Genomic DNA, 14,679 nt, shown 5'->3' with positions numbered 1-14,679 from the left:
ATTTTTACCTTGTTATTACATTTTTGTTTTTGCTTTGATACCCATCAAATTTAGTCCTGTTGTAATCGACAAAGATACAACTTTTAAGACACAAAGTATGCTGCATTCATTTGGAGTATTTAAAATCTTTGATGTATTGTAACAAAAATGAAGCTTTGAGGCTAAATTTTTTAAATACTCAGGCAGTTTTTGCATAGCATATTCATCAAATGTATTTTCTAATACTCTTTGTAATAACAATGCTTGGATTAACAAATCTTTCCACATAGAATCTAGCTTGCTAAAATCATAAGAAATACTAGCATTGCTTTTTTGTAAAATCGTGTGGATTCTGGCATTTGCATAGTTTATATAATAAATTGGATTATTAGAATCCTCACTTTTTAATATATCAACATCAAATTCTAAATGAGTATCTGCTTTTTTACTTAAAAAAACAAATCTAAGAGCATCAATTCCTATATCATCTATCACATCTTGCATTAATATAAAATTCCCAGCTCTTTTGCTCATTTTATAAGGTTTTCCACCTTTTAATAGGCTTACCATTTGAGATAGTATTACATCAAGTTTTGAGCTATCATATCCTAAAAAATCTATACTAGCTTTGATTCTTGCTATATATCCATGATGGTCTGCCCCCCAGATATTTATATATTTATCATATTGCCTTTCAAATTTATTATTATGATAGATAATATCACCTGCTAGATAAGTAGGCTCACCACTTTCTCTAATAATAACTCTATCTTTTTCATCACCTTTTAGATTTGATTTTAGCCATATTTTAGAATCTTGCTTATATATCGCGTTGTTTTTTTCTAGTTTTTCTAATACATTTGCTAATTCATTAATCAATGATTTTTCACTTACAAAATAATCAAATGATATTTTTGCATTATTTAGCGTTGATTTTATGAGCAATAGTGTTGCTTCCATGCCAAATTTTGCAATAGTTTTTATATCACAATCGATAAATACTTGTTTCCCAAGAGAATCTAGCATTTCTTTTGCTATATCTTTTATGTATTCTCCACGATAAAACTCATCTGGATATTCTACATCAAATCCTAGAATCTCCCTGCCCGCTAACAATATAGAATTTCCAAGCATATCTATTTGGCTGCCAGCATCATTTATATAATATTCTCTTTTTATGTTATATCCCAAATGCTCCCCAACTCTAGCCAAAGCATCGCCAAAGATAGCACCTCTTGCATGCCCTATATGAAGAGGACCAGTTGGATTTGCACTTACAAATTCTAATAATATTTTTTTATTATGATTATTTTTTGCAAAATCATTTGGATTTGCTAGTGTTTCTTGTGCGATTTTTGATAGAAATTCATCGCTTAATTCAATATTTATAAAGCCATTTACTACATTTATAGCTTTAAATTCAAATTTAGATTCTAAGTTCTTTTTGATATCTTGTGCTACTTCATTTGGATTCTTATTTAACTTTTTTGCTAATATCAATGCTATTGGAGTAGAGAAGTGTCCCATTTTGGGATTTTTGGGAATCTCTAAGATAACATCTTCATTTATATTTGAATCTAATAGCTGTTTTATATGCTTATACATACTTCTTTATACTTTTTTTATATCTTCTGTTTCTTGTGGGGTTGTTTTGTTTTGTGTTGTGTTTTGGTTGTTTTCTACTTCTTTTGTAGCCATCGTATTTGTATTATTTTGTGTGGTGTTTTCTACTTCATCATCATCTTTTACAGCTTTTTTAAAGTTTTTAATTCCGCTTCCTAAGCCCTTTGCTAAATCTGGTATTTTTTTTGCACCAAATAATAAAACAACAATTGCTAATATAATCAATAATTCTGGAACACTAGGCATTGCCATATTAAAATCCTTACAATATTAAAGTTTCTATCGTATTCTATAATGAAAATGCATAAAATGCAAAAAATATTAATTATGTATTATTGTCTAATTACTAGTATTTTTCGCATTCACTAAGCATTTTATCAAAATATTTTGATGCTTGATTGATATAATCTTTATTTTGACTTATCAATAACATTTCATAATTTATATCAAATGCACTTTTAGACCAATTTGCAGAGCCAAATATGATTGTCTTTTTATCAATGATTGCAAGCTTGTTATGCATAATGCCAAAATATTTTTTATTATCGGATAAATTGCCTTTTAGGGTGCAAGTATATATATTTTTTAGTTTTGCTAAATATCCTATTGTTGTAATATCACTATTAATATTACTTTTATAATCATAAATGATATTAAATTTCACACCTTTTTTTGCACTATCTCGAATTGCCTTACTTATTTCTCTATTTGTAAAATTATATATTGCAATATTTACTTCATTTTTTGCTTGCTTTATTTCTTTGATGATAGCATTTATAGCTTGTTTGGAATCATAAGGCATAAAATACATAGAATCTGCAAATACAAAATATGGGAATATAATAAAAATAAAAAGAAATTTCATAAAATCACTACTCTTTTGTATGATAATTTTTTATAATCATCAAATTATATTAATAATATTGTAATTTTTAGTATAATTTTCAATCTATAAATTTTAATATTTGTAATAGCACATAGTTTTAAATAGCTACTTTGGAGCGTAAATGAAGTTTTTACTTGTTAATACAAACGCCGCAGTTAAAAAGATTTTTAGTATTGCTGCAAGAAAAGCTAATATCTCTCTTGATTTTATTAATTCTCTTAATGAGATATCTATTCAAGAAGATTATGGTTGTATCTTTATTGATGATGGGGTATTAAATACAGGAAATTTTGAAGATATCAAAAGTAAAATGATAGACACAAAATTCTGCCTTATTATCTCTAAAGATTCCACGATGATTGCTGGTTTTGATAATTATATTAGAAAACCATTTTTACCAACAGATATCTATGAGGTTTTAAAACAAGAAAAACGTAGTGATATGAATTTTTCATCTTTTGAATCAGATAATAACCTAACTTTTGATGCTAATAAAAATCTTGATAATAAGATAAAAAATATAGACTTATTAGATGAAATGGATAACTCTAATATGAATGTAAATGTAAATATAAATAATATAGATTTATCAGAATTTGATGATAATGATGATGAATTTTTGTCTGGTATGAAAGATAGCAATATACCAGCTTTAAATCCACAAAATAGTGAAGAGACGATGATAAGAAATAACAATTTAAACGATAACGATGAAATAAAATTTACTTATGATAATGATCTGGATATGAATAATAACTCAAATAATAATCTTGATACTATAGAGCTTAAAGATTCTAAAAATACAAGTAATGTAAGCATAAATAGCAATATTTCAAATAATAATTTTAATAAGCAAAATGACATATTATCAGATATCATTACTGATAATAAAATAAATAATACAAATACAAATTATACATCTAATAATAGCGATGAGATAGATTTTAGCTCTATATTTGCTATGCAAGATGAATTCTTAAAAAGTCAAAACAAAGATAGACCAAAAGGTATTATTGGTGGCGATATCTATGTAAAAAAGGAAAATGCCAACCAAAAAGATGATACATCTATGATAGAAGAAAATCAGGTCGATACGTCAACAATAGGCAGAATGAAGGTAAATATTTCTCAAGAACCTATTGGAGATGATTCTAATCAAGTAAGTGATGTTAGTAGTTTTGATGAATTAGATAGCCTTAATGATGATGATTTTGATGATTTAAATCTAGCAGATGAAGATTTTAAAGTAGATGAAAAAGATATGTTAGAGAATAATTATCAAGAGAATCTAAGTAATGATTTTAACAATGACGACTTCAACAATAATAACGATTTTACTAATGATGACTTTGACAATGATGACTTTAATATAAATAAATTAAGCGATGAAGATTGGGACAATCTTGATGATGAAGCTTTATTGAAATTGCAAGAAGAAACACCTGCTTTTGATGAACCAAAAATATTAAATAAAAATGATATTGATGAAGTAACTAATATTTTAGAAGATACTCAAAATCTAGGTAATAATTTAAATTCAAATGATGTAAAAATAGCAAGCAATGGGCTAGATTCTATTACTCAAGAAGCATTTAGTGAGGCAATAGATGAAACAAATCGAAATGATAATTTTAATTTTGATGATAATTTGCCATCAGTAGATAATGTTATAGAGCCAATAGAAGAACAAATCATTCCAAGTCAAGTAAATAATGCACAAGAATTGAATGACAATACTAACAATAATGCATCAAATACATCATCAAATAATGTAACACAAAATATGATGAGTAATGCAAATATTGATTTAACAGAGATTGTAAAATCATTTCCAGTTGATAAGCTAAGAGAACTTTTAAGTGGTGTGCAAATCACTATTAATATTACATTTCCAACAAAAAAGTGATGATTAAAGATTCTAATATCATCATTATATCTGGTCCAAGCGGTGCAGGAAAATCAAGCTTATGTGATAGATTATTTAAACAAGTTGATAATATTTATTTTTCTATATCATCTACAACAAGAGCTAAAAGAGATGGCGAGATAGATGGAGTGCATTATCATTTTATTTCACAAGAAGAATTTGAAAGTGGTATCAAAAATAATCTTTTTTTAGAATGGGCTAGGGTTCATAATAATTATTATGGCACTCAGAAAATACAAGTAGATAATGCACTAAAAGAAGGTAAAATAGTATTATTTGATGTTGATATTCAAGGTCAAGAATCCATTAAAGGGTTTTATCCAAATGCCACATCTATATTTATAACAACACCAAATAAGGCGACATTGGAGCAACGACTAAAAAGCAGGGCATTAGATAGTATGGAGAGTATTGATACTCGTTTAAGCCTTGCTTACAATGAAATGCAAGCAATTGATAAATTTGATTTTATTATTATTAATGATGATTTTGATAAATCATTTGATGGCTTTTTAAGTATCATAAAATCACTCTATTTTAAAAATTCTTCTTATTGTAGTAAGAATCTTCTTGCTACTTGGAAATAGCTATTTTATTTATTATTTTGCCATTTTCTATTTCTATGATTTTATTTGCTAATTCCATTGTGCTTGGTCTGTGAGCTATTATTATTATGATTTTATCTTTTTTAATTAGCTCAATTGTATTTTTTATAGAATCTTCGGTATTTTTATCAAGCGCACTTGTTGCCTCATCAAAGATTAATACTTTAGGATTCCTGTATATTGCCCTTGCAATTGCAATTCTCTGCCTTTGTCCTCCACTTAAATTTGCACCATATTCATCTAGTTTTGTATAGATTCCATCTGGTAGTTTTTTTACAAAATCATATGCAAAACTTTGTTTTAGTGCATCTATGATTTTATTTTCATCTACTTCTTGCCCATATGCAACATTTGCTGCGATACTATCATTAAATATAAATATTCTTTGCGTAACAATAGCTATATTATCGCATATACTTTTTTGTGTGTATTCTTTTATTGGTGTGTTATTAATCGTAATATTTCCACTTGTTGGAGTGTATAATCTAAGTATGAGATTTACAATAGAGCTTTTGCCGCTTCCGCTTTTACCCTTTAGCACTACAATTTCATTATATTTAAAATCTATATCTATATTTTGTAGTGCCAAAATATCACCATAATACAAGCTAACATTACTAAATTTGATAGATTCTATATTTTTATTTATTAGTTTTGTTCCATCTTTTATTGTTGGTTCTCTATGTAATATCTCTATTATTCTATTTCCAGCGGCAACCGCACCTTGCACGCCTGTATATATTGATGTGAGTTTTTTTAGTGGAGTATATGCCATAAAAAGTGCTGTAATAAATGAAAAAAACTCCCCTGTAGTCATTCTATCATTTATTACTTCATTTCCACCTATGTATATTATGATTGCAATAATTATTGCTCCTAGAAATTCCATAAGTGGATTGACTAATTGATTTTGCTGGACTACTTTCATATTGATTCTAAAAAATTTAAAATTTGCTTCTTTGAAATATTTAGTTTCTATGTTTTCGCTATTACTTGCTTTTATTAATTCTGCATTATTAAAAATTTCATTTAATTTTGATGTAATATCTGAATTTTGCTCCATTGAGGCTTTGGAGCGATTTTTAATTTTTTTAGCGATAATATTTACTGGAATCATAGAAAGCCCCATGATAATTATTCCAAATATTGCCATTTTTGGGCTTTGATATATAATTACAAAAATAAGTGCGATAAAAGTAACACTTTCCCTTGCAAAATCACCAATATAATTTGATACAGCATTTCTTACTGCCTCTATATCATTTGTGATCCTTGCGATAAGCTCACCATTTCTCATTTTATTAAAGAAATCAATTTCAAGCGATAAAATATGCTCTAGCAATTCATTTCTTATTTGTCTTACTATATCAAGCCCTATATAATTCATCAAATATGATTGAATATACATTCCAGTGCTTTTGCCAAAATAGGCAATAATTACAACTATTGGTAAAATAACTAGCATAAAAGCATTTTTTGCACTAAAGACATCATCAAGCACAGGTTTTACAAGATATGCAATAAATGCTGTGCAAAGTGCAGTAACAATCCCAGCACCAATTGCTGCAATGAATTTGTATTTATGCCCTTTTATATATGGTAAGAATTGTAAAATTAAATCTTTCATTTTGTTATTATAGTAAAGATAGGCATTTATTAGTGTAATTAAATAAAAATATTATTAGAATCTAGCCAAAGCCATTTCTAGTAATTTTTGGGAGTAAATTTTGCAAAAAAAGATTGAAAAAATAGAAAAATTTCTTTTAAAAGAGAGTAAAAAAAGAGGATTTAATAGTATTGTTTTTGGGCTTAGTGGCGGTATTGATAGTGCTGTTGTTGGATATTTTTGCAATAAAGTATTTAAAAAGAAAGCAAGAGCTTTTATTATGCCCTCAACCTTTTCTAATCCAAAAAATACAGATGATGCAATAAATTTTGCTAAGTCAATTGGGCTTTATTATGAAGTGATAGATATTGGCAAGTTTCAAGATGATTTTGCTTCTATATCACATTTAAAAGAGGATTCTAAAGATTTGCATAGAATTGGCAATTTTATAGCTAGAATTCGTATGGCAATTTTATATGATAAATCTTATTTACATAATGCACTTGTAATTGGCACGAGTAATAAAAGTGAATTAATGCTTGGATATGGCACATTGTATGGAGATATGGCTTGTGCAATAAATCCTATTGGAAATATTTATAAGAGTGAGATTTTTGAGATTGCAAAACATATTGGAATCCCAAAATATATCATCGATAAAAAACCATCAGCAGATTTATTTGAAGGTCAAAGCGATGAATATGATTTAGGATATAGCTACGAGATGATTGATAAGCTATTAGTGCAAATAGATTCTAATTTGAGTAAAAAACATCTATTAAAAAAAGGCTTTGAAAGAGAATTTATAGAATCTATTCAAAATAGGATTAAAAATAATAGATTTAAAAGCAAAATGCCAAAAATCGCAAAGGTTTGATTTAAATGAGATTTATTGATAGTTATTTTTATAATCCTAACTTTTATCAAATAGTTTTAAGTATTTTGCTTCTTCCAATATCAATTTTATATTTTATAGCAGCGACATTAAGGCGAAAATTTCAAAAATATATAGATTTTAAGATCCCAATTATAAGCATTGGGAATCTAGTAGCAGGCGGTAGCGGTAAGACGCCTGTATTGCAAGAACTAGCAAAGGAATATGAAAATATAGCAATTGTATCTAGAGGATATAAAAGGAAGAGCAAAGGGCTTATTGTCGTAAGTCAAAATGGAAATATACAAGCAAGTCAAGAAGCAAGTGGTGATGAGGCTTATATGCTTGCATTAAGTCTTCCAAACGCAAGTGTGATAGTGTGTAAAAATAGAAAATTAGGAATCTTAAAAGCAAAAGAACTAGGTGCTAAGGCTGTATTTTTAGATGATGGCTTTAGATTTAATTTTAAAAAGCTAAATATTATATTAGTGCCACAATTAAAGCCATATTTTAGATTCACCATTCCAAGTGGTATCTATAGAGAAAATCCATTTTATAAGAATCCTAAGGATTTATTTTTAAAAGAAGGAATTGATTATAAAAGAGAAGTCACAATACAAAATCAAACTAAAAAAATGCTACTTGTAACAGCCATAGCAAATCCCTCAAGGTTAGATTCTTTTTTACCATCTAATATAGTAGGAAAAATAACATTAAGTGATCACGCTAGATTTGATTTGGAATCTATAAAAAAAGAATATGAAAGGTTAAATGCCACTTCATTGCTTGTTACAAAAAAAGATTTGGTCAAGCTTTCAAATTGTAAATTACCGCTAAGTATTTTGGCATTGCAAATTAAAATTGATGATTGTATCAAAGATAAAATAAAAATTTATATCGATTCTTTTAATACATAGAATCCTTAAGCTTTATTTAATAAAACAAAATTTAAAATCATGCTTTTTTAAAATAAACCATTGTCGATTCTTTAGAGGCTTTAGTTGAAGCACGACACAAAAGGATAAAAATGTTTAAAAACTTCAAAGAAAGTTATTTAGTTAGATTCTGGTCTCCAATCCCTGCTATCGCAATGTTAGGTATTTTATCTGCTTATTATTTTGGTATCACTGGAACTTATTGGGCTGTTACAGGCGAATTTACTCGCTGGGGCGGTCATGTCTTGAATTTTATCGGTGTTAATACAGATAATCTAGGCTATTTTAAAATAATAGGACTTAGCGGAACGCCATTTAGTAGGGTTGATGGAGTGATGATTATAGGTATGTTTGGTGGAGCACTTGCTTCTGCGTTGATGGCAAACAATATCAAATTTCGCCTACCACAAAGTAAAGCTAGGGTGTTTCAAGCATTAATTGGTGGAGCTATTGCTGGTTTTGGAGCTAGGATTGGAATGGGTTGTAATTTGGCTAGCTTTTTTACTGGGATACCTCAATTTAGTCTCCATGCTTGGTTTTTTACAATCGCTACACTAATTGGAGTATATTTTGGTAATAAAGTTGCTACAAGTAGATTGTTGTGTTCAAAAATAATAATGCAAAAAGTAAATAAAACAAAAGAATTAGAAGATTTAAATAAAAATGCAAAAGTAAATTTTATTATTGGCATTGTTGTATTGATTTTTATGATTGCTTGGGTTGTATTTTTGGCATTTGGAAAAATTCCTGAAGGTAAAAAGATTCCAGTGCTTAGCATCGCAATGCTTTTTGGAATAGCTTTTGGATATATCATATCGCGCGCACAAATTTGCTTTACTTCAGCTTTTCGTGATATTTTTCTAACTGGACGAGGATATATGGCAAGAGCGGTAGTAATAGGTATGATGCTCTCTACCATTGGTGTATTTAGCTATATTATGCTTGGACTTCCACCAAAGATTATGTGGGCTGGACCCAATGCAATTATTGGTGGATTGTTGTTTGGATTTGGAATTGTTGTAGCTGGTGGCTGTGAATGTGGTTGGATGTATCGTGCGGTAGAAGGGCAGGTGCATTATTGGATTGTTGGTATTGGAAATGTTATAGGCTCGACAATATTGGCATTAACTTGGGATTCTTATGCAGAATCTTTGGCTACGAGCTTTCCTAAGATAAATTTATTATCAACATTTGGTAATTATGGTGGGCTTTTGGTTAATTATCTATTGTTAGTGGTATTTTTTATCATAATTGTTATGTTAGAGAAATACTATCTAGCAAAAAAACGAAACCAATTTTCAAAAAGGAGTAACTAATGAATAATGAAATGACACCAGATTATAGATTGGATTTACAAGGTGAGCCTTGCCCATATCCTGCTATCAAAACTTTAGAGGTATTGCCAGATTTAAAAAAAGGTGAGATTTTGGAAGTCATCAGTGATTGCCCACAAAGTATAAATAATATCCCAGTAGATGCTAAAAATCACGGCTATGAAGTATTAAAAATCGAGCAACATGGTCCTACTATAAGATATTTGATAAAAAAATAATTTCTGTAAAGATTGATCTTTGCAGAATCTTGCAATAAATATCTAAATGTTAAATCTGCTATCAATTAATTTTTAGAATTTAATAAGTTACTTTGAGAATTCAATAAAGATGATTTAATAATATTTTTTTGGAATCCTTTAAGAAATGGATTCCAAAATTTTATTTTCTTGAAGTTGGAGTATCATGAGCTACTACGATTTCACCTTTTATATCACTTAGTATTGCACATGCAGCTTCACTTGCACTACCCATAGCAGTTGTTACCATAGAGGTTACTCCAGATGCAGTCCCTGCGACATAGATACCAGGTTTTACTTCTTGTCTGCCACTATATTCTAGGCGAATCTTATTTGGTTTATTCATAAGATTATGAGGTTTTACTATATTACCTAATCCATTGATATCAAAGCTGCTAGCTCCTGTTGCTAGGATAATATAATCAGATTCAAATTCTAAATTTTGCCCTTTTGATACAAATGCACCTTTAGAGCCACTAATTTGTTCTATTTCTCCATTTATATAATTAACTTTTAGTAAAGAATTTATTTGATTTAGTGTTTGTTCTATGATATCTTTTCCTAGAATCCCGCGAGGAAATAATGGAGAATTATATACCGCAACAGCCCCTAAATCAGGCTTACCACTGTCTATTATATTTATATCAAAATCTAACTCGTTATTTTTAGCTGAAGCTAAAACCAATGCTGCAGTAAGTCCTGCGATACTTCCACCAATAATTGTAATTCTTTTTTTCATAATAATCTCCTTATTTTAAATCTATCCAAAAATAGAATCTATATTATAGTATCTAAAGTGGATTTATTGTAATTTTTAAGTATTAAATATTTGTATTATTTTTATCTAAATTTTTAATAACACTAAATCTAGTTTAAAATTTTAAATTTATGACTTAGAATCTGTAATAGTTTGCTTGTTTTATTTGGATTAATGGTTTTGGTTAATACTTGTGAATCTAGCTAAAACTAAATTCACATAGTTTGTTTATCTTGGATTCTATATAGGCAATACCCTAATATTTTCTGCTAATTTTTCTTGTAATATAGATTCTATTGCAAATAAAGTCCCGCTATATCCACTAGAACAACCACTACATGCACCTAAATATCTAATATATACATCAATGTAGTTATCGCTTGTTTCTTTTATATCAATGATTTCCATATTTCCACCATCCATCATAAGCATTGGACGAATATTTTCATCAATGATTTTATCAATAGCCTTTACTTTTTGCACCATTGTCATCTCTGGAAAACTAATTTCACCATCTTTTGTTTTATTTGCTATTTCTTTTACTTGCTCTGCTTCCATCTCTGCTCTTGTATCTCTTAGAATATCAACAAGATAATATTCTCTTTCTTCATGCCCCCCTGGTTTTATACAGCTTTTGCAAAATGCACCTGCTTTAGTGTAATTTGTAATCTCTTCGACACTTTTAAGGTTATTTAGTCTAATCACTTCTTTTATCGTTCCTAAGCTTACTCTGGCACATTCACACACTATAATTTCGTTTTCAAAATCATTAGGATTCTTGCCTAAATACATACCTGCAGCTTGTTTTATAACATCATATGCCATAACAGAGCAATGCATTTTTTGACCCGGAACAGCTGGAATATCTGGGTCATCACGCAATGCAGATTCAACATCAAGATTTGTTATTTTTACTGCATCTTGCACTTTTTTTCCAAGACATAATTCAACCATCATATCAGAGCTAGCAATAGCCGTCCCACAACCAAAACTTTTAAATTTAGCATCTATGATTCTATCATCGCTATCAACTAGCCAATACAATCTTACAGCATCTCCACAAGCTTCTGCACCATAATCTGCAACAATCAACTTTGCACCTTTTGCATCTGCTTGCTCTTGTGTGATTACTCCAAGATGAGTTGGATTATCCATTCTTTCTTGAACTTTATTTGAATATGCGTCCCATAATGAACCGCCAATTAATGTATCTTTACCCATATTTATTCCTTCTAATAATTATTAAATTTTTAGTATGAACTTGATATTGTTCTTAGTCTTTTTATGGCTTTGTTTAATACTTCTATCGTATAGTCAATATCTTCATTTGTTGTGAATCTTGATAATGATAATCTAATTGCAGTGTGAGCTAGCTCTTTGTCCGCTCCAATAGCTGTCATAATAGGATTTGCCTCTAGATCTTCGCTAGCACAAGCACTTCCTGTTGATGCTCCAATTCCTGCTTTATTTAGATCCCAAAGCATTGCTTCACCTTCGATTCCTCTTACACTTGCAAGTATTGTATTTGGGACTCTTTGTGTATCTTTGCCTATAATTATAATATCACCATTTTTAATGAGAGCATTTTCTAGCTTATCTCTTAGCTCTTTTATTTTATTATTTTCATAAGTTAGCCATTGATTTGCTAGCTCCATTGCCTTACCCATTCCTAATATATAAGGTACATTTAGCGTCCCACTTCTTCTACCTCGCATATGTTCTCCACCATGAAATAGCGGAGTTAGCTCTATACCTTTTTTGATAAATAATCCACCAATTCCTTTTGGTCCATGAAATTTATGAGCTGAAAAGCTTAAAAAATCAACATTTACATCTTTTACATCGACTTTTACTTTGCCTATTGCTTGCACAGCATCAGTGTGAAATAATATACCTTTTTCTTTACATAACTCACCAATTTCTTTTATTGGAAATATTACACCTGTTTCGTTATTTGCCCACATTACACTTATTAGTGCAGTTTTTGGAGTGATTGCTTCTCTAATAGAATCTACATCAATATTTGCGTTATCATTCACAGGAATGTATGTAACTTCTACACCAAGCTCCTCTAAAAATGCACAAGTTGAGGTGATAGCTGGGTGTTCTACTTGAGTGGTTATAATATGATTTTTACCTTCTTTTAAAACTTTATCAAAATATATACCTTTAAGCACCCAATTATTACTTTCTGTTGCACATGATGTGACAATAATATCATCACTAGAATCTGCATTTATCCCTGCATATAGTTGATCAAAAGCATTTCTTAGTGGTTTATGTGTGATTGTTCCAAAATGATGCAATGAATTTGGATTTCCATAATTTTTACAGAAATAATCTTGCATTACTTGCATAACTTCTTTATCTACCATTGTAGTAGCATTATTATCTAAATAAATTTCTCTCATAATATTTTTTATATTCTCCTTCATTCAAAATTATTTAAAAAAAATCAATTAATAAAAATTATTATTTGGGGCTAGATTATACTATTTTTAAAAGTAAAATATATAGCTTAATGCTTTAATATTATTGAAAAATTTCATTTAATTTTGCGTAAATAGTATTAAAATCTAGTTTTTCATTAGAATCTTGTTGTAAAAATGTATCTAATTTGTCTTTTTTGTTTATTGCATCATCTAATTCTTTATCGCTTCCTTTTTGATACGAACCAATCCTTATTAGAATCTCATTTTCTTTTAAAAGAGCATATGCCCTTCTAAATTTGATAGCATTTTCTTTATGTTTTTTATCAATAATATCATTCATGATACGTGATGCAGATGAAAGTATATTTATTGGTGGATATATACCAAATTCTCCTAATTCCCTGCTTAAAACAATATGTCCATCAAGGATGCTTCTACTTTGATCAGCTATCGGGTCATTTAAATCATCGCCTTCAACAAGCACGGTGAAAAAGGCAGTTATTGAGCCTTTATTTTCTTCTTTTCCTGCTCTCTCCATAAGCTGTGGAAGTAAGCTTAGTGACGATGGTGGATAACCTTTTGATGTTGGTGGCTCACCAAGCGACAATCCTATTTCTCTTTGTGCCATTGCAAATCTTGTTACAGAATCCATTATAAATAAAACATCTTTATTTTGATTTTTAAAATATTCAGCAATTGACATTGCACTAAATGCTCCATATTTTCTCATAAGCGGAGAATCGTCACTTGTCGCTACAACTATAATCGTATTTGTCAAATCACCAGCAAGATTTTTTATGATAAATTCAGGCACTTCTCTGCCTCGCTCGCCAATTAATGCTATAACCTTTACATCTGCATTTGAGCCTCTTACTATCATTCCAAGAAGGCTAGATTTACCTACTCCACTTCCTGCAAAGATTCCCATTTTTTGCCCTTTACCACAAGTAAGCAATCCATCAATACTTTTTACTCCAACACTAAATTTCTCATTAATTAACCCTCGATCCATAGCTTTTATTGGTTTGTTTAATATTGAAATAAATGCATCTTTTTTGATTTCGCCAAGATTATCGATTGGATTTACCATAGGATCTACAACTCTGCCAAGCAATCCCTCGCCAACACCAATTTTTAAACCTTTTTGATTTATAAATACTTTATCACCTATTTTATGTCCTTGTGTAGATGTAAATGGTGTGATCGAAAAAGATTCTACATCTATTGTGCTAACAATCCCTAAAATATCACTATCAGTGCCTTTTATGCTTACTATATCACCTATGGAAGTTTTTAATCCATTTGCTTTTATGGTGTTTGAATAAATATGTGTTATCTCTCCAAAATGTGGAGAAAGATTTATTTTGTTTTCTATTTTTGCTCTTAATTTACCTAAAGACATTTAATACCTTAAGAAAATATTATTATAGATATTGTATGTTTTTTTGTTAAAATACACACTTAAATCTAGCCTTTATGATGTAA

14 protein-coding genes are annotated in these 14,679 nt (G+C 29.2%); 6 read left to right on the top strand and 8 right to left on the bottom strand.

What is annotated here, in order from left to right; translation table 11 throughout:
* Positions 1–15: 15 nt before the first annotated feature.
* The 3 genes from argS to CQA42_RS03540 all read right to left on the bottom strand — a co-directional run bounded on the left by argS (position 16) and on the right by CQA42_RS03540 (position 2,467).
* The gene (gene argS, locus CQA42_RS03550) at positions 16–1,584 is read right to left on the bottom strand and encodes an arginine--tRNA ligase (RefSeq protein WP_115583321.1); all 1,569 of its coding nucleotides are present in this window, start codon (positions 1,582–1,584) and stop codon (positions 16–18) included.
* A gap of 6 nt (positions 1,585–1,590) precedes the next feature.
* Positions 1,591–1,854: a twin-arginine translocase TatA/TatE family subunit gene (locus CQA42_RS03545; protein WP_115583320.1), complete on the bottom strand. Its 264-nt coding sequence runs from the start codon at positions 1,852–1,854 to the stop codon at positions 1,591–1,593.
* 94 nt (positions 1,855–1,948) lie between these two features.
* On the bottom strand, positions 1,949–2,467 hold the full coding sequence (locus CQA42_RS03540; protein WP_115583319.1) for a phospholipase D-like domain-containing protein: 519 nt from the start codon (positions 2,465–2,467) through the stop codon (positions 1,949–1,951).
* A gap of 142 nt (positions 2,468–2,609) precedes the next feature.
* Here CQA42_RS03540 and CQA42_RS03535 point away from each other — a divergent pair, with 142 nt between their 5' ends.
* Both CQA42_RS03535 and gmk read left to right on the top strand, forming a co-directional pair.
* Entirely contained in the window at positions 2,610–4,394 is a 1,785-nt protein-coding gene (locus tag CQA42_RS03535; RefSeq protein WP_115583318.1) for a hypothetical protein, read from the top strand.
* On the top strand, positions 4,394–5,002 hold the full coding sequence (gene gmk / locus CQA42_RS03530; RefSeq protein ID WP_115583317.1) for a guanylate kinase: 609 nt from the start codon (positions 4,394–4,396) through the stop codon (positions 5,000–5,002). The genes CQA42_RS03535 and gmk overlap by 1 nt, the downstream gene beginning before the upstream one ends.
* Here the strand turns inward: gmk and CQA42_RS03525 are convergent.
* Positions 4,989–6,647 (bottom strand): ABC transporter ATP-binding protein, encoded by a 1,659-nt coding sequence (locus CQA42_RS03525; RefSeq protein WP_115583316.1) that lies wholly within the window; start codon positions 6,645–6,647, stop codon positions 4,989–4,991. The genes gmk and CQA42_RS03525 overlap by 14 nt on opposite strands.
* A 100-nt stretch (positions 6,648–6,747) precedes the next feature.
* Here CQA42_RS03525 and CQA42_RS03520 point away from each other — a divergent pair, with 100 nt between their 5' ends.
* From CQA42_RS03520 to yedF, 4 genes are all read left to right on the top strand, one after another.
* Entirely contained in the window at positions 6,748–7,503 is a 756-nt protein-coding gene (locus CQA42_RS03520) for an NAD+ synthase (protein ID WP_258865552.1), read from the top strand.
* A 5-nt stretch (positions 7,504–7,508) separates the two neighbouring features.
* Positions 7,509–8,417: a tetraacyldisaccharide 4'-kinase gene (locus CQA42_RS03515; RefSeq protein WP_115583314.1), complete on the top strand. Its 909-nt coding sequence runs from the start codon at positions 7,509–7,511 to the stop codon at positions 8,415–8,417.
* A 110-nt stretch (positions 8,418–8,527) separates the two neighbouring features.
* Positions 8,528–9,751: a selenium metabolism membrane protein YedE/FdhT gene (gene yedE / locus CQA42_RS03510; protein WP_115583313.1), complete on the top strand. Its 1,224-nt coding sequence runs from the start codon at positions 8,528–8,530 to the stop codon at positions 9,749–9,751.
* Positions 9,752–9,762: 11 nt separating this feature from the next.
* Positions 9,763–9,987, top strand: coding sequence for a sulfurtransferase-like selenium metabolism protein YedF (yedF, locus tag CQA42_RS03505; protein ID WP_309544421.1), 225 nt, complete (start codon positions 9,763–9,765; stop codon positions 9,985–9,987).
* A 160-nt stretch (positions 9,988–10,147) separates the two neighbouring features.
* Here yedF and CQA42_RS03500 read toward each other — a convergent pair whose 3' ends face one another.
* From CQA42_RS03500 to fliI, 4 genes are all read right to left on the bottom strand, one after another.
* Positions 10,148–10,744, bottom strand: coding sequence for an NAD(P)/FAD-dependent oxidoreductase (locus CQA42_RS03500; RefSeq protein WP_115583311.1), 597 nt, complete (start codon positions 10,742–10,744; stop codon positions 10,148–10,150).
* A gap of 258 nt (positions 10,745–11,002) precedes the next feature.
* Complete coding sequence (locus CQA42_RS03495) at positions 11,003–11,983, bottom strand: iron-sulfur cluster assembly scaffold protein (RefSeq protein WP_115583310.1); 981 nt, start codon at positions 11,981–11,983, stop codon at positions 11,003–11,005.
* A 29-nt stretch (positions 11,984–12,012) separates the two neighbouring features.
* Positions 12,013–13,173, bottom strand: a complete 1,161-nt coding sequence (locus CQA42_RS03490; RefSeq protein WP_115583309.1) for a NifS family cysteine desulfurase — start codon at positions 13,171–13,173, stop codon at positions 12,013–12,015.
* A 121-nt stretch (positions 13,174–13,294) separates the two neighbouring features.
* The gene (gene fliI / locus CQA42_RS03485; RefSeq protein WP_115583308.1) at positions 13,295–14,596 is read right to left on the bottom strand and encodes a flagellar protein export ATPase FliI; all 1,302 of its coding nucleotides are present in this window, start codon (positions 14,594–14,596) and stop codon (positions 13,295–13,297) included.
* Positions 14,597–14,679: the final 83 nt, after the last annotated feature.

It is taken from the genome of Helicobacter sp. MIT 99-5507 (genome assembly GCF_003364295.1).
Classification (GTDB): Bacteria; Campylobacterota; Campylobacteria; order Campylobacterales; family Helicobacteraceae; genus NHYM01.
Note: the sequence above shows the minus strand (reverse complement) of the source record. Positions and strands in the feature narration are given on the sequence as shown.

Excerpts from the sequence above, each read along its gene's own strand:
- gmk (WP_115583317.1), top strand. The coding sequence starts at position 4,394 with ATGATTAAAGATTCTAATATCATCATTATATCTGGTCCAAGCGGTGCA.
- CQA42_RS03490 (WP_115583309.1), bottom strand. The coding sequence starts at position 13,173 with ATGAGAGAAATTTATTTAGATAATAATGCTACTACAATGGTAGATAAA.
- argS (WP_115583321.1), bottom strand. The coding sequence starts at position 1,584 with ATGTATAAGCATATAAAACAGCTATTAGATTCAAATATAAATGAAGAT.
- fliI (WP_115583308.1), bottom strand. The coding sequence starts at position 14,596 with ATGTCTTTAGGTAAATTAAGAGCAAAAATAGAAAACAAAATAAATCTT.
- yedF (WP_309544421.1), top strand. The coding sequence starts at position 9,763 with ATGACACCAGATTATAGATTGGATTTACAAGGTGAGCCTTGCCCATAT.
- CQA42_RS03500 (WP_115583311.1), bottom strand. The coding sequence starts at position 10,744 with ATGAAAAAAAGAATTACAATTATTGGTGGAAGTATCGCAGGACTTACT.
- yedE (WP_115583313.1), top strand. The coding sequence starts at position 8,528 with ATGTTTAAAAACTTCAAAGAAAGTTATTTAGTTAGATTCTGGTCTCCA.
- CQA42_RS03495 (WP_115583310.1), bottom strand. The coding sequence starts at position 11,983 with ATGGGTAAAGATACATTAATTGGCGGTTCATTATGGGACGCATATTCA.
- CQA42_RS03525 (WP_115583316.1), bottom strand. The coding sequence starts at position 6,647 with ATGAAAGATTTAATTTTACAATTCTTACCATATATAAAAGGGCATAAA.
- CQA42_RS03540 (WP_115583319.1), bottom strand. The coding sequence starts at position 2,467 with ATGAAATTTCTTTTTATTTTTATTATATTCCCATATTTTGTATTTGCA.
- CQA42_RS03535 (WP_115583318.1), top strand. The coding sequence starts at position 2,610 with ATGAAGTTTTTACTTGTTAATACAAACGCCGCAGTTAAAAAGATTTTT.
- CQA42_RS03515 (WP_115583314.1), top strand. The coding sequence starts at position 7,509 with ATGAGATTTATTGATAGTTATTTTTATAATCCTAACTTTTATCAAATA.
- CQA42_RS03545 (WP_115583320.1), bottom strand. The coding sequence starts at position 1,854 with ATGGCAATGCCTAGTGTTCCAGAATTATTGATTATATTAGCAATTGTT.